The organism is Sporosarcina sp. USHLN248, from assembly GCF_037144575.1.
In the GTDB taxonomy this organism is placed as follows: Bacteria; Bacillota; Bacilli; order Bacillales_A; family Planococcaceae; genus Sporosarcina; species Sporosarcina contaminans.
In genome coordinates this window covers 1-23937 of the sequence record NZ_JBBCZC010000031.1, presented here as the reverse complement: position 1 = coordinate 23937, position 23937 = coordinate 1, and the positions used below count along the sequence as shown (strand labels likewise).

Genomic DNA, 23937 nt, shown 5'->3' with positions numbered 1-23937 from the left:
ATAAAAACCGGCGGTAAAATGCACGATTGGATCATCACAATCAGTGGGCTGTAACATTCCCACTCACTTTATCCCATTGTTTGTAGTTAGGAGTGGATGCATTTGCAGTTGTCGAAGAATAAGCTGTCCACTATAGCCCATTTCATAGTTTGGCTACTCATAGTGCCACCGGGGCTTTTATACTTGTTAAGTAATTATTGGCCAGAAGATGTTAATTTGGCATATCTTTTCTTGTTTATCATCTTTTCATTTTTGACGGTCCTGTTTCCGATTAAGCTAAATGGACAACCAGTATCATTAGTGATGTGGGTGACTTTGCCTGCATTTTTATTGTATGGTGTAGCCGTGGAAGCGGTCGTTATGCAATTGGCCATTGTTGCGGCAATTTTTTCAATTCGAAGCAACCAGCGAAATATCCATAGGCTGTTTTTTAACTCTACGATGATGTTTATCCTCTCTGTATTGTCCGCCATCGCATTTTATTTTATAGGCGGACAAACAGGTTCAATGTCATTTTGGCTCGTCCTTATATGTGCGACAATTTATCGTCTTCTCTATACTTTTGTCAATTTTGAACTGATTAAAATGTATATGAAGGTGATTCGAAAAAGATCCCCATTTTCTATAAAGGATATTATCTATGAATATGCAACAGCCATTTTAGTATTGCCATTGGCGCTTACATTTTATGCTTTATTAAATATAATTGGTGTAAGCGCATTCTTATTATTAGGGCTTCCATTTTTTAGTACGTTACTCATTATTCGACTTCATGGACGTTCGGAAAAAGTGAATCATCTTATAAAAAAAGCAGGCGATATTGGAGTAGAGCTTTCCATTATGAATAATGGAGAACAAGTTACGGAACATTTCATTAAAAAGACGAGCGAATTATTCAATGCAGACTTTGTGTTCCTATTTGATAATCATGAATATCACTTAGAATTGTCAAAGTTTTATAATCGAAAGAGGTTTGTTGAACAAGAATACACGATTCACATCGGTGAAGGAGTCGCAGGTTTAGTCTTTGAAAAAAATGATCCGATTATTTATTCCAAAAGAAGAGACTGGGAAAAAGTGGCTACAGGTTTGGCGCCAGATGAAATGGAGAGCATTTTATGCATCCCGATTACACATAACAATAAAATTGAAGGTATTTTACTTTTAGGATCTAAGAAGAAGTCCCAGTTTAAGGATTTCCAATTAAGAATTTTAGATTTGTTAGGTTCTTACTATATTGTATCGACTGAAAAGGCCAAATATATGCAAGAAGTACTGTTAAGAAGTGAACGCTGTGCTTTGACAAAATTATATAACTATCGGTATTTGGAAGAGCAATTGCAAGCGGAAATCAGTCGAATGGAAAAAGGAAATATTGATACATTATCGGTTGTTATAGTAGATGTCGATCATTTTAAAAGTGTCAATGATTCATACGGACATCAAAGTGGAAATGACATCCTCTATGAATTAAGTCGAATCCTTGAAAATGTTCTGCCTGAAAATGGAACGGTCGGCAGGTATGGCGGAGAAGAATTCGTATTTATTTTACCTGGTTTTACAAAAGAGAAGGCTTTTGCTTTTGCTGAAGATTTTCGTAAGAAGATTAAACACCATCCATTCAAAGTCACTCCCGACCTTTTTTCGGAAAGAGGACCCATCGAAGTGTTTATTACAGTAAGCATCGGTGTTTCCAATGCGCCAGTGGATACTGATGAAGCGATGACTTTATTGCGCAATGCAGACAGGGCGCTTTATCTCGGAGCAAAGCAAGCTGGCAGGGATCGTGTCGCTGAATATGTAAAATAAAAAGCAGGGGGGATAAAATGAAAGTGACAAAGACACAAAAATGGCAAGTATATGCTCTTTGGGTTGCAGTCGTTCCAATCTCATTCGTCATGGCCTTTCATTTCTTTCCCACTGGACAGATGGATTATGTCAATTTGTCTATCAATCTTCTTATACTAATCGCCATTATGATGTTGCCGATTGCTTTTGACAACGTAACGATTACGTTGGAGAGATGGGTCATCTTCACTGTGTTTTTTAATTATGGCATTCTCGCCGAAATGATTTTTATGCAAGTTGCAATGCTTGTATTATTGTTTACTCAAACTACAAATTTAAGCAAAGTCTTCCGTTTCAGTGTAAACTCCATCATCTTTGCAATTGTTTCACTCGTTAGCGGCTCTGTCTATTATTTAGTAGGTGGCACGCCGCTATTTGAAAACATTGGACTTTTTGCGTTGACAGGCTTCATCTATGCTTCTCTTTATTCCATCATCAATTCGCTATTATTATTTTTATACTTTAAGTTTAGAAAGCTGAAAACAACGGATTTTCGAAAAGCTGCACGTTGGGATTATATCTCTTCCATGTTGCTATTGCCTTTCGCTATTTCTTTTTGTTTGCTTTTGCAGTTATATGGCAATAAAGCATTTTTCCTTATAGGGATCCCATTCCTAATCGTTCTTCTTGTTACGAGAAAATTTTTGAAATCCGATCAATTGCAAGACGTGTTATCTTCGGCTGCCGCAATTGGCCATCAATTGTCTGATCAGCTTCTAGTAGATGATGTGCTACAAACTTTTACTGGGAAATTAAGAAATGTCGTCCCATATGAAAGTGCATACATAGTGGATTTGCGGATTGGAGAAAATTTAAAGCTGTTAACTGCCATTGAAGGCAAATTTCGAGTAAGTGAGACCAATCGCTTTTCATTTCCGATGAAGAAAACTGATAAAGATGGTTTGAATATGGATGAAACGAAGTTATATGTAAATAAGAAAAGCATCGCTTCGTTGAAAGGATATCAATTTGCTCCATCCGTAGAAAGTGTGCTTACAGCTCCGATTAAAAGAAATCGTAAAACAGAAGGCTTTCTTATTTTGACATCCACTGAGAAATTTGGATTTACAGACATTCAAGGGGAGATTGTGACGCTTTTAGCTGGGTATTTTGCTGTAGCTGTTGAAAAAGCAAGATATTATGAACGGACAGTCGAGAAAAGCATTCGGTGCGGACTTACGAATTTGCATAATTTTCGATTCTTAGAAGAAAAATTAAATGAAGAAGTGATTCGTTTCCATACGAATGAAATCAATTCGTTGTCAGTGATCATTTTAGATATCGATCTATTCAAAGGGATAAATGATTCGTATGGACACCAGAGCGGCAATGACTTGCTCATCGCTTTCGCGAATTTATTGAGAGACTATCAAACAGATGATATTACATTAGCGAGATATGGCGGGGAAGAATTTGTTTTGCTTCTTCCTAACTATTCGAAAGATGAAGCGATCGAAATGGCGGAAGAAATTAGAAGAACAGTAGAACAATCAAACTTTGTCATTATGCCTGATCTTGGTGAAGCTAAAGAGCCGACAGTTGTGCAAATGACAATAAGCGCAGGAGTAGCAACTTTTCCGGAAGATGCATCAAACGGCAAAGAGCTTATGCGTAATGCAGACCGTGCACTCTATATAGGTGGCAAGCAGGCAGGTCGAAATAAAGTTGGAATATATGTAGAGGAGAATACCCAAGTGACAATTAATTAGCAGACCGGGAAACCGGTCTTTTTTAGTTTATGACTTTATAACTATCAAACGAGAATGGTTGATTAGTATTTCGGTTTTCTGTATGCTTTAAGTAATAGTTATGTAGATTTGTCAAAGAAAGAGGGGTACTAAATACATGAGACACATGAAACATTTGGAAGAAAGAGGGATGACGCTTGTGGAAGTATTAACATCTCTCGTTATTTTAGGCATTGTTTTCATCGGCTTCATGACAGTATTTCCTCAAATGACAAGTTTTAATATGAAAACAAGTACAAAGTTAGAAGCAATGAATGAAGCGAGAAATTTACTGGAAACTATTCAACATGTATATACATATGATGAGTTTTCTCAGGAAAATGGTTATGAAGTTGAAAACGATGAGTGGGTGAAAAAAGAAAGTAATGAATTAGGCGTTGTAGAATATAGAATAGCAAAAACCCCTTCCTTGCAGGCTGGAGCTACCTCTAATGAATCAAATCTACATGTCATCCAAATAAATATTGCAAAAGACGATAAAGTGGTCAGTGGGACATTTGGATTTATTGAAATTATTAATTAAGGAAAGGGCGACGGGCTTATGAAAAATCAAAAAGGATTCTCCTTAGTAGAAGTCCTTGCAGTCCTTGCGCTATCTTCTCTACTAATCTTGCTTATTTGGACTACTGTTCTTACAAGTATGAAACACAATGTATCGGAAACGAAAAAGCTCAAATTGCAACAGGAAGCAAATTACGTAATTGCTGAGTTTCAAAGGATTCATCGGCAATGTGATCAATATGAAGTTGAGATAAACGATACACAAATCGAACTGAAAAACTGTAACGGTCCGATTTCAAAACGAATCATTAGCGAGGGTTACAATTATCGTGAAACAACATTTTTGAAGGGGAGTATTGATGCGAAAAAGACAAATGCAAAACTTCCGTTCACATTAACTATTAAAGATCGTAATAATGAGAAGTTAACAATAGAGATCTCGACAACTTTATCAAGGTATGGAGTACAGTAGGTGATTTGGAGGATGTAAAATGAAAAAGCTAAACAATGAACATGGTTATGTCCTTTTGATAGTTTTGTTTTTAATAGTCCTCATAATGTCGAGCTCAGCTGTCTTTTTACGAGGTTCAATTGGCAATGCCCAACAGGAACGACGTGCAGATGAAAGTCATTTAACAGTAATGGCGGCAGAGGCAGGAATTGATTATACAAAGATCGTGTTGAATAACGAATTTAGTAGTCGTGAAGAAGAGATGGATAACTTGGTAAAGCAATTCATTGCCTCGACCCCAAAAGGACAAGCAGTGAATTATGAGGAAATTCATGAGCAAATGATGACGAAGCTTTCATTTTATTTAGAGGATGCTATACAACGTCATATTGGAACGGGAAATGCTATTAAAATCATTGAGCCTTACGAATTTCGACTTGTTCGCTATTCATTTTCTAGTCGTTCAGATCGAGAAATTGTTTTTGAGGGTGAGATAGAAGGCATACAAGAAGAGAATCGGAAGGTTTCATCCAAAAAGATTTCATTTCAACAATCCTTTAATATACCGGACTATAGTCAATCATCTGAAGCAACAGGGGATGGAACGTCTGTCGTTCCACCCAATATGCGTGATTTATACCCCGATTCGACAGCTGCCCCTGATTGCAAAGGAAAAAAAGTAGAAAGCACAACGTGTAAGGGAATTAAAAATAACGACTATCAACTCATTCAACAATCAACTGTCTATTTCCCGAATGGACTTAGTATTGATAATGGGAATTTGCGAGTTTATGATTCTACTATTTATTCAAAAACAGATTTGAAAGTGTCAAATTTAAATAAAATCATAAATAGCGATTTGAATATAGATGGGACGTTTCAAGCAAAAAACATGAACGGTATAGAAAATTCCACTTTAAGAATTCATGGAACAGCATCGATTACAAGCAATACAGATATGGAAAAATCCAATATGCTAATTTTAGGTTCGGCTCACTTGAATGGGCATTTAAACGTTAGCAAAAATTCAATGGTCTGTATAACGGGCTCTTTGACAGTGGATAAACAACTAATTGTTGAGAAAGGAAGCAAATTAGTTCACTGGGGAAGCTTCGTTGCTTTTGGAGGAATTCGAGGAGATGGCGAAATCATACAGGCAAATAGTGAGGCGGATGTATGGGATAGATGTAATTTACCGAACGAGCAATCCATTAAGTGGATAAAGCCGACTATAATTGACGTTAAGTACGATTAAAATTCACAGCGGAGGTGGCAGGTTTGAACCGAAGGACATTATGGATAGGTCTGTTTTCTATTTTATTTTTAATAATGCTATCTACCGCGGCTTTCGCTTCCGATTTCCGATTCGGTAAACATTTTTCTGATCACACTTTTATCGGTCCTTTTAATGTTTCGGGGTTAACCGAAGCAGAAGCAATCGCAAAACTCACCGATAATTTTGTGGAAATGACCGAAAAGGCGCAAGTTGCCTTATTGTATGTCGATACAGTCGTTCATGTACCAGTTGAACTACTTGAGTTAAATGTTCGCGAAACAGTAAAACAAGCACAATCTGGTATAGATAATCCTATTAAAGCGGATGTGTCTGTCAATGGGCTAACGACTTTGTTGGCACAACAGCTTCCAATCATTCATCCATCGACTGCGTCGATTGAAAAGATTGCTGCAGCCATCGAAAAAGAGATGGAAACAGGCATTATGCCAGTAGCAGTTCAGGTAATCGATTACTTGGAGGAAACTGAACTGCCATTATCGGAAATTTATTCTTTCAACTTTCCAGTGGATAGAGTCTCTCAGCAGCTGAATAATGCATTCGATAGGATCGATGGATTAGAGGTAGGCCCATTTGAAACGATATCCATGATGGAAGTGCTGGATGGTATTGAGTTATCCGATGATGAAATGTCAATCCTTTCATCTGTCGTTTATCAAGCTGTGCTGCAAACGAATTTTACAATTTTGGAGCGGCATACGCGCTCCTCATTGACGCCCTTTGTTGAAGGTGGATTTGAGGCAGCGATGAACCAGTCGTTAGGGCTAGATTTTACGTTTGAAAATCCGAATAAAACAAGTTATCGATTCCGAACTGATAAAATGTCAGATTCGATAAAAATTACGATTAACGGCCCCGCGTTTTACTATTCTTATGTCCCATATATATCTGAATTTACATCATACAAACCGCGTTCCGTGAAGCAATTTAGTGCATTTGTCAATGAAGGACATACAGTCGTTGCAAATGAGGGACGCGAAGGTGCTGAGTTTGTTGTTGACCGAAATATTATATTAAATGATGAAGTTGTTAGGACAGAAAATGTCTCGAAAGATTATTATCCACCAGTACCGCGGATTGAATTACATCCATTAACAAATAAAACAGCTTCTACTTCACTTTCACAGGAACTGCAAAATCAAGGTGAAGATCGTGAAGGAGCCAATACGAATCAAAATGAGATGAATGGAAAACTCATGGAAAACAATGATTCGTCAAGCAACAGAAATATGAATTCTCCAGAAAATGAAATAATAGAAGGACAAGCCATTTACGATAAAAGCGGGCTTCCTATTAAAGGAAAATAGATAAGGAGGGATCTAAATGGTGTCTACGAGAAAGCGTTTAGGAGATTTACTTGTTGAATCTGGATTGATTGATGATGAGCAGTTAACAACTGCGTTAGATGAAAAGCCGCGTGAACAGAAATTGGGAGACGCACTATTGCAAAGGGGATATATTACCGAACAGCAGCTTATTGAAGTGTTGGAGTTCCAGTTAGGCATTCCACACGTCAATTTGTTCCGCTATCCATTCGATCCGAAGCTGTTCAATATTGTGCCAAAGGAGTTTGCCAAACGAAGTTTAATTGTTCCATTGAAGACAGAAGGCGATAAGTTATTCGTTGCCATGTCGGACCCAATGGATTATTTGGCAATAGATGATTTGCGCTTGTCGACAGGATTTCATATTGAAGCGGCAATCGCCTCGAAAGATGATATATTGCGGACTATCTCCAAATACTATGATGATGACTTATTGGAGGATTTCTTCATAGAAAAGCCGGAGGAGGCAGCTGAACAACAAGAGTTGACTGATCTTGACTCGCCGATCGTCCGCCTTGTCAATCAAGTGCTCTCATCTGCAATTACACAAAAAGCGAGTGATATTCATATTGATCCACAAGAGCACCAAGTAGCGATCCGCTTTCGAGTAGATGGAATGCTGAAAACTGAACGTTTTTTGCCGAAGCATATGCAATCTATGTTGACTGCACGTATAAAAATCTTATCCAATTTAGATATTACAGAACACCGGATTCCTCAAGACGGGCGCATAAAAGTAACAATTGATTTTAGGCCGATTGATCTTCGCGTTTCTACTTTACCGACTGTATACGGTGAGAAAGTCGTCATGCGGATATTGGATTTAAGCAGTTCATTGAATGATTTGACGAAATTGGGGTTCAGCTCGCTAAATCTATCACGTTTCATAAAAGAGATTGAACGACCGAATGGCATCGTTCTAATATCGGGTCCTACTGGGTCTGGGAAATCATCGACTTTGTATGCGGCTTTGAACAGGTTAAATATGGAAGAGGTCAATATTATTACCGTTGAAGATCCGGTTGAATATCAGCTAGAAGGTGTAAATCAAATTCAAGTGAACCCTCAAGTTGGATTGACTTTCGCGGCTGGTTTGCGTTCCATTTTGCGACAAGATCCGGATATTGTCATGGTTGGAGAAATTCGCGATAGAGAGACGGTTGAAATTGCTATTCGAGCTTCCTTAACGGGGCATTTAGTGTTGAGCACGATTCATACAAATGACTCGATCGCTTCCATCACTCGTCTGATTGATATGGGAGTGGAACCATTCTTATTGACTGCGTCGGTTAATGCTGTTGTTGCACAGAGACTTATAAGAAGAGTGTGCCGGGATTGTGGAAAACCGATGCCTGCTTCCAATCGAGAAAAAGAACTATTCGGGAAGCGTAGCAAAGACATCGATACAGTCGTTAGAGGTCCAGGCTGCGCGGCATGCAATATGACTGGATACAGGGGCAGAGTAGCAATCCATGAAGTGCTCGTCATGAATGATGAAATGCGTGAAGTGATTAACAATCATGGAACACCTGCTCAACTGCGTGAAATAGCCGTCCGCAATGGTATGATTTTTTTAATAGATGACGGATTAGAAAAAGTACAGCAAGGCATTACGACTACTGAAGAAGTGCTGCGTGTAGCGCTTATTGAATAGGAGCATCTCAATGAATGAATCGATTACGGACATATTAACGAAAGCGTATGAACTGAATGCATCTGATATACACCTTACAGTCGGTGTGCCGCCTGTGTTTAGGATTCACGGCGATTTGAAGCGATACGGAGATCATCCGATGAAAGCAAGCGATACGGAAGAAATTGCAAAGTTAACGATTCCTGAAAAACTTTTAAACGAATTCAAAGAGAAAGGGCAAATTGATTATTCTTTTGAATTAGAGAAAATTGCACGTTTTAGGGTGAACACCTTTCAGCAACGAGGGCATGTTTCCTTGGCATTTAGAACAATCCCTGCAGAGGTTCCAACGATCGATGATTTACAAGTTCCAAATGTATTGAAAACCCTATCTCAAACGCCTCAAGGACTCATTTTAGTAACCGGCCCTACCGGTTCTGGGAAATCGACGACTTTGGCAGCTATGATTAAATATATGAATGAAACGATGAGGAAGCATATTATCACGCTGGAAGATCCGATTGAGTATGTGCATGATCATGGGTTGTCCATCATTGACCAACGTGAAGTCGGTTTCGATACAAGATCATTTGCGGATGGGCTACGCGCTTCTTTGCGCCAAGATCCTGACGTCATCTTAGTAGGAGAGATGCGCGATCTTGAAACGATTTCGACTGCGATTACTGCAGCGGAAACCGGCCATTTAGTATTGGCGACATTGCATACATGGAGTGCGGCCTCAACGATTGATCGGATTATTGATGTATTTCCACACGGTCAACAAGCGCAAATCCGTGTTCAGTTGGCAGGTGTATTAACTGCAGTATTATCGCAACGCTTATTTTCGACTGCCGATCGCCGTGGTAGAAAAGCTGCAACAGAGCTCATGATCAACAATGCAGCAATCGCAAATCTCATACGTTCAGAGAAAGTCCATCAAATCCCGAATGTCATCCAGACGAATCGCGCGACTGGAATGCATATGATGGCGACATCCGTGAAACAGCTTTTGGATGCAGGATCGATATCATATGAAGAGGCAAAGCCTTATCTTGAAGGTGATGAATAGCGATGGCTCGATTTAAATATGAAGGCCGCGACGCAAAATCAAAACGTAAAGGTTTTATTGTCGCCGCAAATAAGAGAGAAGCGGCGTTAAAGTTAAAAAAACAAGGAATTCGGGTGACGGATTTAAAGGAACAGCAAGAAACGGTCATGACGAAAGAAATTCATATTGGCAAACCTTTTAAAAGACCGCAATTCATTATGTTTTTACGACAATTTTCTACTTTGCTTAGAGCTGGCGTGACTATTGTAGAGTCAATACAAATTCTTTCTTATCAAGTGGAGTCTAAACCATTCCGAACAATATTAGTGACAGTTGGGGATGACTTGAGAAGCGGCGGTACACTTTCCGATGCATTACAAAAACATCCGAAAGCTTTCGAGCCATTGGTTATTAACATGATCCGTGCTGGAGAACTGTCAGGAACGGTTGATGATTCATTGGATAGGCTTGCCGAGCATTATGAGAAATCTCATATGACGAAGCAGAAAGTAGTTTCTGCGCTTTCTTATCCGATTATTGTTGGCATTGTTGCAATTGGGGTTGTCCTATTTTTGCTGACGTTTATAGTCCCGATGTTTGTCGGGTTGTTTGAAAGTGTTGGTGGAGAATTACCGTGGCTTACACAATTTGTTCTGATAGCAAGTAACTTTATGGTTGCTTATTGGTACATCGTTTTACTCATTGGTGCAGCAATTGTCATCGGGATTATTATGTTAAAGAGCAATAAAGAAGGAAAATATTTACTTGATACTTTCATTATGCGTTTACCGATATTTGGAGATATTGTAAAAAAGTCTGCTTTATCAACATTGACTCGTACACTTAGTTCCCTTTTTTCAAGTTCCGTTCCGATTTTACAGGCGTTATCAATGACTGAAAAAGTCGTAGAAAACGAAGTGATTTCAAGAGTAATTGCACAATCAAGACGTTCATTGGAGGCGGGAGGGTCATTGACAGAGCCTATGACAAATCATTGGGCGTTCCCACCACTAATTCCACATATGATTGCAATCGGAGAACAAACAGGATCGCTTGATTCAATGCTGTCAAAAGTAGCTGATTTTTATGAAAAAGAAGTAGAGGCATCAACGGATCGATTGAAGGCTCTCATTGAGCCGGTGATGATTATTTTACTTGCGGGATTTGTAGGCACTATAGTCCTATCAATTCTACTTCCTATGTTTACTATTTTTGCGGAAATAGATAATTTGTAGTCATATATTGTAGAAAAGTAATCAAAATAAATTTAATATAGGTTAATAGTTCCATATGCTGTAGGAGTTTGGTATTCTTAAATAGTAGAAAGACATTTGATAAAATGGGGAGGAATTGAAATGAGAAAATTATTGCAAAGATTGAAAAATGAAAAAGGGTTAACATTAGTAGAGCTTTTAGCAGTTATTGTCATTTTAGGGATTATTGCTGCAATTGCTATTCCGTCAATTGGAAACATTATAACGAACTCAAAAGTAAATGCCTTAAAGGCTGATGGTCAAAGTGTATTAGCTGCGGCAAATATGTATTTTGTTGAAAATTCGAAGGAAACAACTGTTACGATGGAAACCTTATTGGAAGATGGTTTTTTAGAGGATGCGGGTGGATTTGCAGCTGAAGGCGGAACTGCTGCCACAATAACAAAAGTTGATGGCGGTAATACGATTTCTGGAACTGCTGCTAACGGTGACGTTAAGGTAGAGTTTAGTAGTGCCACCAATGCTAATATTTCTGTTGCTGATGTTAAAAATGGCGGAGAAAATGTATCTGTAACACGATAAGGAGCCAACAACATGCCTTTTTTCAACCGCCGCAAACGTCCGGCATCATTGACAATTGAAGAAGACGCAATCCGTTATGTCCGGTTGAAGTCAGCGGAGCCGCTCGTCATCGACATTGCAGAAGAGGTATCTCTTCCTCCGAATACGGTCGTAGAGGGGAAAATCGTTGATGCGGAGACTCTGACGGTAATTTTAGAAGGAGTTGTGAAAGAATGGGGCATCGTAAGGCGCGATGTCCAATTCTTAGCTCCTGATACATATGTGATCATACGAAAAGTTCCGTATCCGAATGAGATTCAAGAGGATGAGTTAAAAGGTCATTTTTTTATTGAAATTGGTTCATCGATTTACTTGCCTTTTGAAGATCCCGTTTTCGATGTTGTGCCTTATGTCCCTTCTGTAGATGAAAAAGAAGCGATTTTGATTGCTTCCAAGGAAAGTATTATTGATCAATACGAAGATGTTCTGAAATCCGTAAAATTACATCCGGTCGTAGCGGATATCGGACCGCTTTCACTTTATCGGCTGTCTTATCAATCCTATGCTTTTACTGAAGACGAACACGTCATGATTGCTGATTTAAAAGGGAATAGCATGACGGTATCTATTTTTCACAAACATTACCCATTATTCATGAGGCCTGTTGATTTGGGGCAATCCGCTAATATAGCCATTGTTGTTGAAGGTGATACGGAAGCTGATGTTGCAACGCCCTCAGCTATCGTGTCAGAGCTTGAGAAATTAATTAATTTTTATCGATACAATATGCATAATGGGGCAGCATCGGTTACTCGCCTATTATTGAACGGTGACTATAGTCAAATGGATGAGCTTTCTGCCTTAATACAAGATCGGTTTACGATCGAAGCCGGCAGTCTTATGAAAGAACCTGCTCGTACAGCAGATGGACGGCAACAGTTGTCCGCTTCCTTCAATCGGACAATCGGGCTTTCTTTGAAAGAGGTGCGATAATGCTTGTTGATATTAATTTGTTGCCGGAAAAGGAAAAGGAACGTTCGGTGCTTTTCGTTGTAGCAGTCATTTTACTTTGCGTTGCTATCCTTATGGCGTCAAGCTTCTTTCTCCTTACATATCAAGTACAAAAAAATACAGATAAGCTTAATATGCAACTGCAAACGATACAAAAAGAACAGCAGGATTTGAAGGAACGAATGAATTTATCAAATTCAGTGAATGATATTTCAGCACTTTCGGATACAGTCGGATGGGCAGAATCTTACCGCTTTTTTACATTGCCTTTATTACGTGAAACAATCGCTCTTCTTCCTGAAAGAGGATTTTTTGTTTCATTTACATTCCAAGCTCCGCATCAGGCAGAAGTGATCGTACAATTCGATAATTATTCAGAGGCTGCTTATTACGCTTCAAGACTGAAAAAGTCTTCTTTAATAGAAAAAACGGAGTTGCAATCGGTCACAGCTGTGCAATTGGAAGAAGACGTACAAATGTCGTCTACCATTCTCCCACGCTATGAAGCTGTCTATTTAATCGACTTCAAGGATGATCGGAAGATCGAGCAAACGGAAGCGGCAGTGGTTGAGGAGGATTCCGATGAATAAATTATCGAAAAGGCAGAAGGAACAATTCTTAGTTGTTTTCTCGGCTCTTTTCCTTCTATCTATAGTACTGTTCTCTTACTTTAAGCTTTACTCACCGGCGAAATCCGAAAATGAGCTTGTACAACAAGCTGTTGTGAATGAACGCGATATATTGTTTGCGCTTCAGCGACAATCGGCGCAAAAGCAACCGAAAGACTTTGAAAGTTCTCGGCTCTTGCAACAGCAAATTCCGGTAAAGCCGCTTGAAGAGCTAGTTGCGCTTCAAATCGGAAAAGCGGAAGTTAAATCGGATCTAATTATACAGGAAATAAATTTCACAGTGGATGAGCCGATAGCAGTCGATTTGCCAGAAGAAGCGAAAAATGTTAAGCAACTAATAGCTGAAGTCGTAGTACGTTCAGATGATTACGCAAAAATTGATCGTTTTATCGAGGAAATGGAATCAATGGAACGGATTTTCGTTGTCAGTGCGATTGAATTTCGATTGACCGAAGAACAAAGTTCTTTGGAAAAGATCGATAAGCCTATGGATCTAACCATTTCTTTTCAAGCCTTTTATCGTCCGGATTTAATTAATTTAGAACAAGATTCTCCTAAGGTGGATGCACCACATCCTGCGGAGAAGATAGATCCGACTCCGTATAATGTTATTAAAGATGGTGACGTGCATTGAATATCGTTTGGATGATAATATTTTTTCTATACGGTCTCCTTTTTGGGTCCTTTTTCAACGTTGTAGGCTTGCGTGTGCCAATGAAGCAATCAATTGTGTCGCCGCCATCCCATTGTCCACATTGCAATAGAAGACTGTCTGTAAAGGATTTGATTCCTGTATTCTCCTATTTGTTCTTAAGAGGGAGATGCGGAGGATGCGGATTGAAAATCAGTCCGATCTATCCATTTTTTGAATTCATTACTGGAGTGCTATTTGCATACACCTATGTCTATTTTGGTTTCCAATGGGAACTGCTCGTCTCGATTTTATTTATATCTTTATTAATCATTATTTCGGTGTCGGATGTTTCCTATATGATTATTCCAGATAAAGTGCTATTGCCTTTTGCGATTGTATTTCTGCTATTAAGGATTGTTATCCCTCTTAACCCTTTTTATGATAGTATTTTAGGCGCTGCGGTTGGTTTTGGAATCCTTTATCTAATTGCTGTCCTATCAAAAGGTGGCATGGGTGGCGGAGATATAAAGTTATTTTTCGTTATTGGGCTTGTGTTGGGCACGATCCAAACATTATTGACATTATTTTTAGCGTCATTGATAGGGGGGATCGCGGGAATGATCATCGTAAAACGTTCCGGCAAAGGCAGAAAGACGCCAATCCCTTTTGGCCCTTCAATTTCAATTGCGGCTATCCTTTCCTATTTTTGGGGTAGACAGTTTGTCGAATGGTATCAGCAATTCTTCTTTTAAGTCGATAACTTTTATGGGACAAGGCGACAGACGTCTTGTTCTTTTTCATGCCCGTTTTGTTAAGGTTACTAAAAACGGGGTGTTGGACATGAACTTTCGGAAGAAATATTCTAAGATGACCGTATTGATGGCGATGCTCCATGGCGTCATTATCGGGATAGCTGCAGTTGCGGTTGTCGGCACTGTATTGGTATTTTCGAGTGGTAAAGAAGATGAAACGGCTTCAATGCAAAAAGAAATTCCGAAGGCTGATGATTCGGCTGGCCATGTGGAGACACCGACGAGCGGCCCGCCTCCGGTGGACAGTGAAAATCCTGCCGAAAGTATTCGTTTGTTCGCAAAGCAGCACGGAGTGTTTTCTACTGCTGAATCGGCATCAGCTTTTGTTGCGGAAGATCCGACACTTTCTAAGGCAGCTGTCATCCAAGCTGAAGGGCAATATTTCGTTTGGAGTGCAGTCGGTCTTACGGAGGATGAAATCGAAGTAAGTGAATACGAAGGGACTTTCCGCAAGCCTTTCGTTGCGGATACATCCGCTTGCACGGCTACGGGTGCGGGAAAGCTAAAGGCAGCTTTGGCGGAGACGGACATTTCCCAAATTAAAAATTTAGCATCTTCCATAGGGGAAGGTGATGAGGATAAAAAAATAGCTGCGTTTAAGGAACATTTGCTTGCTGTGACGGCTTTTTCGACAGATTTACGCATCGTTCGCTTACAGCTTCTTTCTCACTATTCACATACGGACAACTGTGCGAAAATTAAATTTTAACAGCTGTTATCGAGGTGAAATTGAATTATCTCGGATTGCTGAAAATTTTCATTGCCTCTTTTTTTCAGTATGATATTGAGAAAAAGGAGGTTCACTTTATGAAATTTACGATAAAAAAGCCGCTTATTTTAGCTTCATCTTCTCCAAGGAGGAAGGAGCTGCTCTCTCTCATCGGAATTCCATTTGATGTCGTACACAGTCAGGTGGATGAAAACATTGCATTAACTGCCGACCGATACCCGGAATATGTAATGGGATTAGCTGAAAAGAAAGCGAGAGCGGTTGCAAATAAATATAGGGAATCAATCGTTATCGGGGCGGATACAATTGTCGTTTTTGACAGAAAGGTTTATCCAAAGCCTGCAACGGAGGAAGAAGCAGAACAATTTCTTAAAGAGTTTTCGGGCAAGACTCATTCTGTATATACCGGTGTTGCGATCATCAACGACCGGGAGAAAATTACCTTTTATAATAAAACGGATGTAACTTTTCGGGACTTGGATGAGGAATTAATTCGAGGATATATTGCATCTGGAGACCCGATGGATAAGGCTGGGGGATATGGTATTCAAACCGCGGGAGCGTTATTCGTAGATTCTATTACGGGAGATTATCAAACGGTTGTAGGGTTGCCGATAGCAAAGCTGACTGAAGTATTGCGCAAAGAGGGATTGATTGAGCTGAAGGACGGTGAGACGATCCTTGACAACTGAAATGAGACCGAAAATGATGATCCGTGATGTCCATCTGGCGGACAGGCCTCGTGAAAGACTGATTAGGCAAGGTGCGGACAGCCTATCTAACCAGGAATTGATCGCGATTTTGCTGCGTACAGGAACGAAGGAAGAATCTGTGTTGATGTTAGCCAATCGCATTTTACAATCGTTTGATAAAATTCAAGATTTGAAAGATGCGACATTGGAGGAAATGATGTCGGTCAAAGGTGTTGGACAAGCAAAGGCTGTCCAAATTTTGGCAGCTGTAGAGATTGGAAAAAGATTGTATAGAAAACATTCTGAGGGAAGATATGTCATAAAATCCCCAGAAGATGTCGCTGCTTTTTTGATGACAGATATGTCATCTTTATTACAAGAACATTTCGTTGTACTTTTTTTGAACGTCAAAAATGAAGTGCTTCATAAGCAAACAATTTTCATCGGCAGCTTGAATTCTTCTATCGTTCATCCGAGGGAAATCTATCGCGAGGCAGTGAAGCGTTCGGCCGCGTCAATAATAGCCGCACACAATCATCCGAGTGGCAATCCTTCCCCTTCTCCAGAAGACATAGATGTGACGAAGAGACTGGTTGAAGCTGGGTCAATTATCGGCATCGATTTATTGGATCATATTATTATCGGTGACCATCGATTCATCAGTTTAAAAGAGAAAGGGTATATGTGACACTGTGATTTTGTTCTTCAATCCGTTATAATGTGTTGTATGATTTTATCTGAATCCAGCAGATGACCATAATATGCCATAACTGGTCGGATAGATGCGAAGATCTTGTCATTTATTGTAAGCTCATCCATCGGCTGAATTTAGGTAAAGCTTCAAGCGTACGTCAAAGATTTTTAGACGAGAGTAGAATTCCGCTTATCCTTGATAGACGTTGGCCGATTAAAATCATCGCATCCTGCAACAACGTCGGTCAAAGGACGTCCTTTATGGTAGATGGCTTGTTAACAGAGAGCCTTTTGCCTTTATGGAAATAAAATCGAAGGATGAAGGACTGAGAAAGAGCTATCTCGAAAAATCTGGATGCAATTGCGCTGAGGCATTTTGATAAAAAACCAATACATGCGGTTATGAAGAAAGGAAGAACAAATTTGTTTGGATTAGGTTCAAGAGATGTCGGGATCGACCTCGGCACAGCAAATACATTAGTGTTTATTAAAGGGAAAGGAATTGTTTTAAGGGAACCTTCCGTAGTTGCTAAAAACACTGTGACAAATGAAATCGTAGCTGTCGGAAGCGCTGCGAAAAATATGATTGGCCGGACTCCGGGATCTATCGTGGCTACACGTCCGATGAAAGATGGAGTGATCGCAGATTTTGAAATTACGACAGCGATGATCGAGCACTATATGAAAGAAGCGACAAAAGCTGCCGGCAGTGCTTGGAAAAAGCCGAATGTCATGATTTGTGTACCTTTTGGCATTACTTCTGTTGAACAACGCGCGGTAATTGACGCTGCTCGACAAGCAGGAGCGAAAGACGCATTTACGATTGAAGAGCCGTTTGCTGCAGCAATTGGTGCGAATTTACCGGTATGGGAACCTACTGGTAGCATGGTCGTCGATATTGGTGGGGGTACGACAGAAGTTGCGGTAATTTCTCTCGGTGGCATCGTAACGAGCGAATCAATCCGCGTCGGTGGAGACTCCATGGATGGAGCAATTATTAGCTACATACGAAAAATGTATAATTTGACAATCGGTGAACGTACGGCTGAAGCGATTAAAATTGAAATTGGTTCCGCGAAAGTTTCAAACAAAGCGGAGAAGATGGAAATTAGAGGCCGTGATTTATTAACTGGATTGCCAAAAACATTGGAAGTTTCTTCGGATGAAATTGTTGAAGCGTTAAAAGAATCCATTTCCCAAATTATTGAAGGCGTTAAAAAGACATTGGAAGCTACACCACCCGAACTTTCCGCTGACGTTATGGAACGTGGAATCGTTTTAACTGGTGGCGGTGCGCTTCTGCAAAATTTGGATAAAGTGATTTCTGATGAAACGAATATGCCTGTTTTCATAGCTGAAGATCCGCTTGATTGTGTCGCAATTGGAACAGGTAAAGCGCTTGATAATTTTGAAGTGATTAAAAAGATGCAAGTTAGGTAAATGAGGGAGGACTTGGGCAATGCCACGTTTTTTTTCGAATAAACGATTGATTTTATTGCTTGTGGGCGTGATTGTCCTTGTGGCATTGATTTCCTTCTCTCTGCGTGATCGGCAACATGCCAACTTGCCGGAACAGATTGTAAAAGACGTAGTCGGCTTCGGACAGTCTATCTTCTCGAAGCCGGCACGTTATATTACCGGCACTTTGGATAAAATCGACGGTATTTTGAATACATACGAAGAAAATAAACATTTAAAAGCGAGATTGAAGGAATACGCTTCAACCCAGACGGAATTGACAGATGTAAAGGTGGAAAATGATCGGCTGCGTGCCATTATCGGCAAAGAAGAGAATTTACGCAATTACAATCCGATACACGCAACAGTTATTTCACGAAACCCTGATCAATGGGAAGAGAAGCTTGTCATTGATAAAGGGTCAATTGCTGGTGTCGAATTGAATATGGCAGTCATTACAGCGGACGGTCTTATCGGAAAAGTAGTACTTGTATCAAAAACGACATCCACTGTTGAACTTCTTTCGACAGAAAATAAGAATTTTCGTGTAGCAGCTGTTATCCCGGGGAAAGAAGCAGTTTTCGGATTAATTGAAGGGTACGATACTGAAAGAGGAGAATTGATCATGAAACGGATCGATTCAAACTTTGAAGTTGAAGTAGGGCAAAAAGTTGAATCTTCCGGATTGGGAGGCATTTTCCCGAAAGGCCTGCTGATCGGTGAAGTGACTGAAGTTTCAACCGATGATTTCGGGCTGACAAAATTAGCCTATATCAAGCCGGCAGCGGATTTCGGCATGTTAGACCATGTCATGGTAGCAGAACGGACAACGACTGTTACGAGCGGCACTGATGGAGTGGTCGCCGAAGACGATGAGGGGGAGGATGAATCATGATTCGATTCATTATCCCTCTTATTGCTGTCATATTATTTTTCCTCGAACCGGTTTTTAGTCTTTTCTCTCCTATTTCAATCGCAGGAGTACAGTATACGTTAGTGCCGCGATTTGTCATCGTCTACTTGATTTTCATCGCGGTATATTATAGCAGGCGACGTGCCATTATCTATGGAATCGTGCTTGGACTCTTGTATGATATGTATCACATTGATATTATTGGAGTATATACGTTTTTATATCCCGCGTTATGTTATCTTGCTGTATTGATCATTCGGCAGATTCACCGCCACATTTTAGTGGTGATGATGTTGTCATTATGTTTGATCATTGTCTTAGAAATGTTATCGTATTTATTCGCGAGTTTGATTTCATTAACAACGATCGGCTTTGAAGAGTTTGTTGTAAGCAGGCTAATGCCGACGATGATTGCCAATTCCATTTTTGTCGGTATGTTCGGCTATCTATTCAAGTCGCTTATCGATAAAAGCGGATTGCAAAAAGCCGTGTCATAATGGTGGGAACTGTGGGGGACGCAAATGGCGAAACAGCAATATGTAATAATTAAAGGTACAAAGGACGGACTTGTCCTTAAACTTGATGATAAATGCGCGTATTCGGACATGATTGCGGAACTCCGTAACAAGGTGAACGAAAACAGTCTGGATGGAATCGCAGAAGTGAAAATCCATATTGGAAACCGTTATTGCAACGAAGAAGAATTGAAGGAAATTATGAATGTGGTGCATGAGTCGCCGCATTTACGAGTTTCAAAGATTCAGAGTGAAGTGATCACGATTGAAGAATGCAATCGGAGAGTCGTTGAAAATCAATCTGAAACATTTATCGGCATCGTCCGTTCCGGTCAAGTGGTGGAAGCGGAAGGTGACCTCGTCGTAATTGGTGACGTCAATCCGAACGGGCGGGTTGTCGCAGCTGGTAATATATACGTTTTGGGCAGGTTAAAAGGAATTGCCCATGCAGGAGCAGAAGGAAATGAAGAAGCGGTCATCGCTGCTTCCTTCTTGGAAGCGACCCATTTGATGATTGCGGATAAGATGGAAACGATGACGGATGAACTGACGATCCTTGCCGAACAACCGGAAATGGAATGCGCCTATATCCATCCGAACGGGTTCATCGCTATCGATCGCTTGCAGGAACTTCGGATTCTCCGGCCACATTTGTCAACATTCAAAGGAGGGAGATAGGTATGGGTGAAGCAATCGTAATTACATCGGGCAAGGGAGGCGTCGGAAAAACGACGACTTCTGCGAATTTAGGGACCGCTTTGGCATTGCAAGGTAAAAAAGTGTGCTTGGTGGATACCGATATTGGCCTTCGTAACCTGGATGTCATTTTAGGGCTCGAAAACCGCATCATCTATGACCTTGTCGATGTCGTTGCAGGCAGATGCAAAATTCATCAGGCGTTAGTGAAGGATAAACGGTTTGAAGATGGTTTGTTTTTATTGCCGGCTGCTCAAACGTCGGATAAAAATGCTGTCAATCCAGAAGAAATGAAAGATTTGATTACGGAGCTGAAAAGGGACTATGACTACATCCTAATCGATTGTCCAGCGGGAATCGAGCAAGGCTATAAAAATGCGGTTGCTGGCGCTGACCGCGCAATCGTCGTAACGACACCGGAAATTTCAGCAGTCCGGGACGCGGATCGGATTATTGGTCTGTTGGAACAAGAGGACATCGAGCCGCCGAAATTGATTATTAACCGCATTAAAGCTCAGCTATTATCCAATGGAGACGCATTAGATGTCAATGAAATTACGACACATTTATCCATCGACTTATTAGGGATCGTCTTAGATGACGAGAATGTAATCTCTTCATCGAATAAGGGCGAACCGGTCGTAATGGATCCGTCCAATCCAGCTGCAATTGGTTATCGCAATATTGCCCGAAGAATTTTGGGTGAATCCGTCCCGCTCATGTCATTGGATGCGGGAAAGGTAGGATTCTTTGGAAAGTTGAAATCATTGTTTGCAAAATAAAGGATAGCACATCGTTCGGAAAAATTTCCGGACGATTTTTTATATGAAGCTATTAGTTTAAGAGAGCCCCAATGCATATTTGCCCAAACATTGTCCATTTTGTATGGCAATCGCCCATAATATTCGGTCCTCTCCCGTCATATACTGAGAAAAAAGGTGGTGTGGCGGGGTGAAATGGAAAACGAAGTGGGTAGCTGCTTTCTTTTTAGTGCTTGCGGTATTCAGCTTCGCTAAGTTAGAAGAGCGGGGGATTGTAAAGAAGCCAGTGACTCAATATATTACGACAGGGAAAGATTTTGTCATCATGAAAAAATGGGTCTCTTCTATGTTAGGAGATAAAGATGAAGACACGATTGCGGTTTCTGCCGATCCGGTAGAAGAGATGCCATTTTCGGAATATGAATCTATGCAGCCGTATATGGATGGCGTCCTATTTTCATATACGAATGTCATGCCGATTAGAGCGCAAGGGGACGGGCTCGTTGTTTTTACGGGCTTTACAAGACAGTCGGGGAAAACCGTCACAGTTATGTATGAAAATGGAGATGAAGTGACGTACGGATTTGTCGGCTCTTTTGAGAAGCTTCCTTACTCGACTGTTAAAAAAGGGGACACGCTCGCTCTTATGAGTGATGAAGCGATCTATTTGCAAGTGAAGCGTGAAGGTGTCAATTTGGATGCAGGGCTCCTATCCACATATTTTTCGGATGGCAATCAATGAAGTTCCGTCTCCATCCAATATTATTGCCATTCTTCCTGTTTTTAGCATTTACTGGTGGATTGGCTTTTTACGCACTCATTTTCATATCACTACTCCTCCATGAGGCGGGGCATATCATCGCAGCTCGCATAAACGGAATGTCTGTGCGGTCTGTCACCATTATGCCTTATGGAGGGGAGATGAGAATTGCAAAACGGTATCTTTATTCGAAAAAGGCCCGTTTTTTCGTCGCGATTGGAGGTCCTATAGCAACTTTAATTGTCCTTTTGGCTGCTAAGCTGATTCCGTTTGTAGGGGATGATCAAGTTGTCCAAATACAGATGGCTATTTTATGCTTGAATGTACTCCCTGTTTTGCCGCTTGACGGTGGACAAGCCATTTGTGCGCTAATGGAAAAAAGCAATGATCCGTATCGGATCCGTTCTGCGTATTATCTCTTTTCCATTGGATTTTTCCTTGCTGTGATCATTATAATAGGTTACTGGCTCCCGCAATCTTTACTATACGTATTGTTGGCGCTTTTCCTGCTAAGTCAAAACATAGTTGCATTTCGATTTCGAAAATATGAATTTGCGTATGAAAATCTTATGAGAAATCGGTTGACGTGAAAGAGTTGCCGTGGTAATATTCTAATGTTATTGTTTGTAGCACCCGTGCTACAACCGCACTGACAAGGTACAAGCATCCGAATGGATCACCTTTGAAGGCGAGTCTTAGTCTAAAGAGGAGGTGCAAGTATGTACGCAATTATTGAAACTGGCGGAAAACAAATCAAAGTCGAACAAGGCCAAGAAATCTACATTGAAAAAGTAGTTGGTGAAGCTGAAGAAACAGTTACATTCGACAAAGTTCTATTCGTAGGTGGAGAAGACGTGAAAGTCGGCGCTCCATTCGTGGAAGGTGCAACGGTTACAGGTAAAATCGTTAAGCATGGCCGTGGCAAAAAAATCACGGTTTTCAAATACAAGCCGAAAAAGAATTACCACAAAAAACAAGGTCATCGTCAACCTTACACTAAAGTTGTCATCGAAGGCATCAATCTGTAAGCAGACATGATCAAAATGATTATCAATGAACAATCATCAGGCCGTATCAGCTCATTTGAGATGACGGGCCACGCTGACTTTGCCGAGCATGGGAAAGACCTTGTCTGTGCAGGCGCATCAGCGGTTTCCTTTGGAGCCGTTAATGCGATTATTGCTTTGACTGGCATAACGCCTGATATCGATATGGGGTCAGACGGCGGTTATTTGAAAGTGGTTCTCCCGGAAACGGAAAAGGACACGGAAATTCAATTGATCGTTCGTGCGATGATTGTTTCATTACAGACGATTGAACAAGATTACGGGCAACATATAAACCTTATATTTAAAAGGTAGGAGGTGGCATACATGCTACGTTTGGATCTTCAGTTTTTCGCATCGAAAAAAGGGGTAGGTTCTACAAAGAACGGCCGTGACTCCGAATCGAAACGTCTTGGTGCAAAACGCGCCGATGGACAATTCGTAACTGGTGGCTCTATCCTTTATCGTCAACGCGGAACAAAAATTCACCCAGGTGAAAACGTTGGACGCGGCGGTGACGACACACTTTTCGCAAAAGTTGACGGCGTTGTTCGTTTTGAACGTTTTGGCCGCGACAAGAAAAAAGTTAGCGTATATCCAGAAGCTCAAGAAGCTTAATGGACTTTCCGGAGAGGACTGCATGAATAATTGCAGTTCTCTCTTTTTTGTTTCTGTTTATTTGGGTTCTATAATATTTGTTGGGGTATTCACACAAATTCAACAAAAAAAAGCACGTAATCACCATTTCTTTTATACTTGAATTGTCGGAAAACAAGTAAACGAAAGGTGATACGTGCACATGAATTCTATCATGAATATTCCAGGATTAAAAGGTGTAAACATTGAAAAGATAGAGGAGGTTGGGGAGCGGACCGCACTTTACGTTTCGCTTCCGAGGCAGCCTCACAAATGCCCTAAGTGTGGGGCAATGACAACGAAGATCCATGACTACCGCATTCAGAAG

At 40.5% G+C, this 23937-nt stretch carries 27 protein-coding genes, 1 pseudogene and 1 other annotated feature; all 28 genes and pseudogenes read left to right on the top strand.

Annotated elements, in window-relative coordinates:
- Positions 1–102 precede the first annotated feature (102 nt).
- Positions 103–1809 carry a sensor domain-containing diguanylate cyclase gene (locus tag WFH04_RS12915; RefSeq protein ID WP_336824467.1) on the top strand — a complete coding sequence of 569 codons (1707 nt, stop codon included), beginning with the start codon at positions 103–105 and terminating at the stop codon, positions 1807–1809.
- A gap of 17 nt (positions 1810–1826) precedes the next feature.
- Complete coding sequence (locus WFH04_RS12910; protein WP_336824466.1) at positions 1827–3557, top strand: sensor domain-containing diguanylate cyclase; 1731 nt, start codon at positions 1827–1829, stop codon at positions 3555–3557.
- 136 nt (positions 3558–3693) lie between these two features.
- Entirely contained in the window at positions 3694–4119 is a 426-nt protein-coding gene (locus tag WFH04_RS12905; RefSeq protein WP_336824465.1) for a type IV pilus modification PilV family protein, read from the top strand.
- Between the two features lie 18 nt (positions 4120–4137).
- Entirely contained in the window at positions 4138–4569 is a 432-nt protein-coding gene (locus WFH04_RS12900; protein WP_336824464.1) for a prepilin-type N-terminal cleavage/methylation domain-containing protein, read from the top strand.
- Between the two features lie 19 nt (positions 4570–4588).
- The gene (locus WFH04_RS12895) at positions 4589–5803 is read left to right on the top strand and encodes a hypothetical protein (RefSeq protein WP_336824463.1); all 1215 of its coding nucleotides are present in this window, start codon (positions 4589–4591) and stop codon (positions 5801–5803) included.
- A 23-nt stretch (positions 5804–5826) separates the two neighbouring features.
- Positions 5827–7149: a VanW family protein gene (locus WFH04_RS12890; protein ID WP_336824462.1), complete on the top strand. Its 1323-nt coding sequence runs from the start codon at positions 5827–5829 to the stop codon at positions 7147–7149.
- A 16-nt stretch (positions 7150–7165) separates the two neighbouring features.
- On the top strand, positions 7166–8821 hold the full coding sequence (locus tag WFH04_RS12885) for a GspE/PulE family protein (RefSeq protein ID WP_336824461.1): 1656 nt from the start codon (positions 7166–7168) through the stop codon (positions 8819–8821).
- A gap of 10 nt (positions 8822–8831) precedes the next feature.
- A complete protein-coding gene (locus WFH04_RS12880) occupies positions 8832–9869 on the top strand; it encodes a type IV pilus twitching motility protein PilT (protein ID WP_336824460.1) in 1038 nt (345 codons plus the stop codon).
- Positions 9870–9871: 2 nt separating this feature from the next.
- Positions 9872–11083: a type II secretion system F family protein gene (locus tag WFH04_RS12875; RefSeq protein WP_336824459.1), complete on the top strand. Its 1212-nt coding sequence runs from the start codon at positions 9872–9874 to the stop codon at positions 11081–11083.
- Between the two features lie 120 nt (positions 11084–11203).
- On the top strand, positions 11204–11644 hold the full coding sequence (locus WFH04_RS12870) for a prepilin-type N-terminal cleavage/methylation domain-containing protein (protein WP_336824458.1): 441 nt from the start codon (positions 11204–11206) through the stop codon (positions 11642–11644).
- A gap of 12 nt (positions 11645–11656) precedes the next feature.
- Positions 11657–12616, top strand: a complete 960-nt coding sequence (pilM, locus tag WFH04_RS12865) for a type IV pilus biogenesis protein PilM (protein WP_336824457.1) — start codon at positions 11657–11659, stop codon at positions 12614–12616.
- Positions 12616–13224: a hypothetical protein gene (locus WFH04_RS12860; protein WP_336824456.1), complete on the top strand. Its 609-nt coding sequence runs from the start codon at positions 12616–12618 to the stop codon at positions 13222–13224. The genes pilM and WFH04_RS12860 overlap by 1 nt, the downstream gene beginning before the upstream one ends.
- Positions 13217–13897, top strand: coding sequence for a hypothetical protein (locus tag WFH04_RS12855; RefSeq protein WP_336824455.1), 681 nt, complete (start codon positions 13217–13219; stop codon positions 13895–13897). Before WFH04_RS12860 ends, WFH04_RS12855 begins: the two co-directional genes overlap by 8 nt.
- Positions 13894–14649, top strand: a complete 756-nt coding sequence (locus WFH04_RS12850; RefSeq protein ID WP_336824454.1) for a prepilin peptidase — start codon at positions 13894–13896, stop codon at positions 14647–14649. Before WFH04_RS12855 ends, WFH04_RS12850 begins: the two co-directional genes overlap by 4 nt.
- An 88-nt stretch (positions 14650–14737) precedes the next feature.
- Complete coding sequence (locus WFH04_RS12845) at positions 14738–15418, top strand: ABC transporter permease (protein ID WP_336824453.1); 681 nt, start codon at positions 14738–14740, stop codon at positions 15416–15418.
- Between the two features lie 98 nt (positions 15419–15516).
- Positions 15517–16131 carry a Maf family protein gene (locus WFH04_RS12840; protein WP_336824452.1) on the top strand — a complete coding sequence of 205 codons (615 nt, stop codon included), beginning with the start codon at positions 15517–15519 and terminating at the stop codon, positions 16129–16131.
- A gap of 16 nt (positions 16132–16147) precedes the next feature.
- Positions 16148–16819 carry a RadC family protein gene (radC, locus tag WFH04_RS12835; RefSeq protein WP_408020191.1) on the top strand — a complete coding sequence of 224 codons (672 nt, stop codon included), beginning with the start codon at positions 16148–16150 and terminating at the stop codon, positions 16817–16819.
- Between the two features lie 428 nt (positions 16820–17247).
- Positions 17248–18264 (top strand): rod shape-determining protein, encoded by a 1017-nt coding sequence (locus tag WFH04_RS12830; RefSeq protein ID WP_336824451.1) that lies wholly within the window; start codon positions 17248–17250, stop codon positions 18262–18264.
- Positions 18265–18283: 19 nt separating this feature from the next.
- A complete protein-coding gene (mreC, locus tag WFH04_RS12825; RefSeq protein WP_336824450.1) occupies positions 18284–19177 on the top strand; it encodes a rod shape-determining protein MreC in 894 nt (297 codons plus the stop codon).
- Positions 19174–19692, top strand: a complete 519-nt coding sequence (mreD, locus tag WFH04_RS12820) for a rod shape-determining protein MreD (protein WP_336824449.1) — start codon at positions 19174–19176, stop codon at positions 19690–19692. The genes mreC and mreD overlap by 4 nt, the downstream gene beginning before the upstream one ends.
- Positions 19693–19716: 24 nt before the next feature.
- Positions 19717–20388, top strand: coding sequence for a septum site-determining protein MinC (gene minC / locus WFH04_RS12815; protein ID WP_336824448.1), 672 nt, complete (start codon positions 19717–19719; stop codon positions 20386–20388).
- Between the two features lie 2 nt (positions 20389–20390).
- Positions 20391–21188 (top strand): septum site-determining protein MinD, encoded by a 798-nt coding sequence (gene minD, locus WFH04_RS12810; protein ID WP_336824447.1) that lies wholly within the window; start codon positions 20391–20393, stop codon positions 21186–21188.
- Between the two features lie 169 nt (positions 21189–21357).
- Positions 21358–21909 carry a peptidoglycan DD-metalloendopeptidase family protein gene (locus WFH04_RS12805; RefSeq protein ID WP_336824446.1) on the top strand — a complete coding sequence of 184 codons (552 nt, stop codon included), beginning with the start codon at positions 21358–21360 and terminating at the stop codon, positions 21907–21909.
- Positions 21906–22517, top strand: coding sequence for a metalloprotease (locus tag WFH04_RS12800; protein ID WP_336824445.1), 612 nt, complete (start codon positions 21906–21908; stop codon positions 22515–22517). The genes WFH04_RS12805 and WFH04_RS12800 overlap by 4 nt, the downstream gene beginning before the upstream one ends.
- A 42-nt stretch (positions 22518–22559) precedes the next feature.
- Positions 22560–22633: a sequence feature (ribosomal protein L21 leader region), on the top strand.
- Between the two features lie 13 nt (positions 22634–22646).
- Positions 22647–22955 (top strand): 50S ribosomal protein L21, encoded by a 309-nt coding sequence (gene rplU, locus WFH04_RS12795; protein WP_336824444.1) that lies wholly within the window; start codon positions 22647–22649, stop codon positions 22953–22955.
- Between the two features lie 6 nt (positions 22956–22961).
- Complete coding sequence (locus WFH04_RS12790; protein ID WP_336824443.1) at positions 22962–23288, top strand: ribosomal-processing cysteine protease Prp; 327 nt, start codon at positions 22962–22964, stop codon at positions 23286–23288.
- A gap of 12 nt (positions 23289–23300) precedes the next feature.
- On the top strand, positions 23301–23591 hold the full coding sequence (rpmA, locus tag WFH04_RS12785; RefSeq protein WP_336824442.1) for a 50S ribosomal protein L27: 291 nt from the start codon (positions 23301–23303) through the stop codon (positions 23589–23591).
- A 181-nt stretch (positions 23592–23772) separates the two neighbouring features.
- Positions 23773–23937, top strand: a pseudogene (locus WFH04_RS12780) (ISL3 family transposase); the annotation flags it as partial.

Excerpts from the sequence above, each read along its gene's own strand:
- WFH04_RS12910 (WP_336824466.1), top strand. The coding sequence starts at position 1,827 with ATGAAAGTGACAAAGACACAAAAATGGCAAGTATATGCTCTTTGGGTT.
- WFH04_RS12905 (WP_336824465.1), top strand. The coding sequence starts at position 3,694 with ATGAGACACATGAAACATTTGGAAGAAAGAGGGATGACGCTTGTGGAA.
- WFH04_RS12900 (WP_336824464.1), top strand. The coding sequence starts at position 4,138 with ATGAAAAATCAAAAAGGATTCTCCTTAGTAGAAGTCCTTGCAGTCCTT.
- WFH04_RS12895 (WP_336824463.1), top strand. The coding sequence starts at position 4,589 with ATGAAAAAGCTAAACAATGAACATGGTTATGTCCTTTTGATAGTTTTG.
- WFH04_RS12885 (WP_336824461.1), top strand. The coding sequence starts at position 7,166 with ATGGTGTCTACGAGAAAGCGTTTAGGAGATTTACTTGTTGAATCTGGA.
- WFH04_RS12880 (WP_336824460.1), top strand. The coding sequence starts at position 8,832 with ATGAATGAATCGATTACGGACATATTAACGAAAGCGTATGAACTGAAT.
- WFH04_RS12875 (WP_336824459.1), top strand. The coding sequence starts at position 9,872 with ATGGCTCGATTTAAATATGAAGGCCGCGACGCAAAATCAAAACGTAAA.
- WFH04_RS12870 (WP_336824458.1), top strand. The coding sequence starts at position 11,204 with ATGAGAAAATTATTGCAAAGATTGAAAAATGAAAAAGGGTTAACATTA.
- pilM (WP_336824457.1), top strand. The coding sequence starts at position 11,657 with ATGCCTTTTTTCAACCGCCGCAAACGTCCGGCATCATTGACAATTGAA.
- WFH04_RS12860 (WP_336824456.1), top strand. The coding sequence starts at position 12,616 with ATGCTTGTTGATATTAATTTGTTGCCGGAAAAGGAAAAGGAACGTTCG.
- WFH04_RS12855 (WP_336824455.1), top strand. The coding sequence starts at position 13,217 with ATGAATAAATTATCGAAAAGGCAGAAGGAACAATTCTTAGTTGTTTTC.
- WFH04_RS12845 (WP_336824453.1), top strand. The coding sequence starts at position 14,738 with ATGAACTTTCGGAAGAAATATTCTAAGATGACCGTATTGATGGCGATG.
- WFH04_RS12840 (WP_336824452.1), top strand. The coding sequence starts at position 15,517 with ATGAAATTTACGATAAAAAAGCCGCTTATTTTAGCTTCATCTTCTCCA.
- radC (WP_408020191.1), top strand. The coding sequence starts at position 16,148 with ATGATCCGTGATGTCCATCTGGCGGACAGGCCTCGTGAAAGACTGATT.
- mreC (WP_336824450.1), top strand. The coding sequence starts at position 18,284 with ATGCCACGTTTTTTTTCGAATAAACGATTGATTTTATTGCTTGTGGGC.
- mreD (WP_336824449.1), top strand. The coding sequence starts at position 19,174 with ATGATTCGATTCATTATCCCTCTTATTGCTGTCATATTATTTTTCCTC.
- minC (WP_336824448.1), top strand. The coding sequence starts at position 19,717 with ATGGCGAAACAGCAATATGTAATAATTAAAGGTACAAAGGACGGACTT.
- minD (WP_336824447.1), top strand. The coding sequence starts at position 20,391 with ATGGGTGAAGCAATCGTAATTACATCGGGCAAGGGAGGCGTCGGAAAA.
- WFH04_RS12800 (WP_336824445.1), top strand. The coding sequence starts at position 21,906 with ATGAAGTTCCGTCTCCATCCAATATTATTGCCATTCTTCCTGTTTTTA.
- rplU (WP_336824444.1), top strand. The coding sequence starts at position 22,647 with ATGTACGCAATTATTGAAACTGGCGGAAAACAAATCAAAGTCGAACAA.
- WFH04_RS12790 (WP_336824443.1), top strand. The coding sequence starts at position 22,962 with ATGATCAAAATGATTATCAATGAACAATCATCAGGCCGTATCAGCTCA.
- rpmA (WP_336824442.1), top strand. The coding sequence starts at position 23,301 with ATGCTACGTTTGGATCTTCAGTTTTTCGCATCGAAAAAAGGGGTAGGT.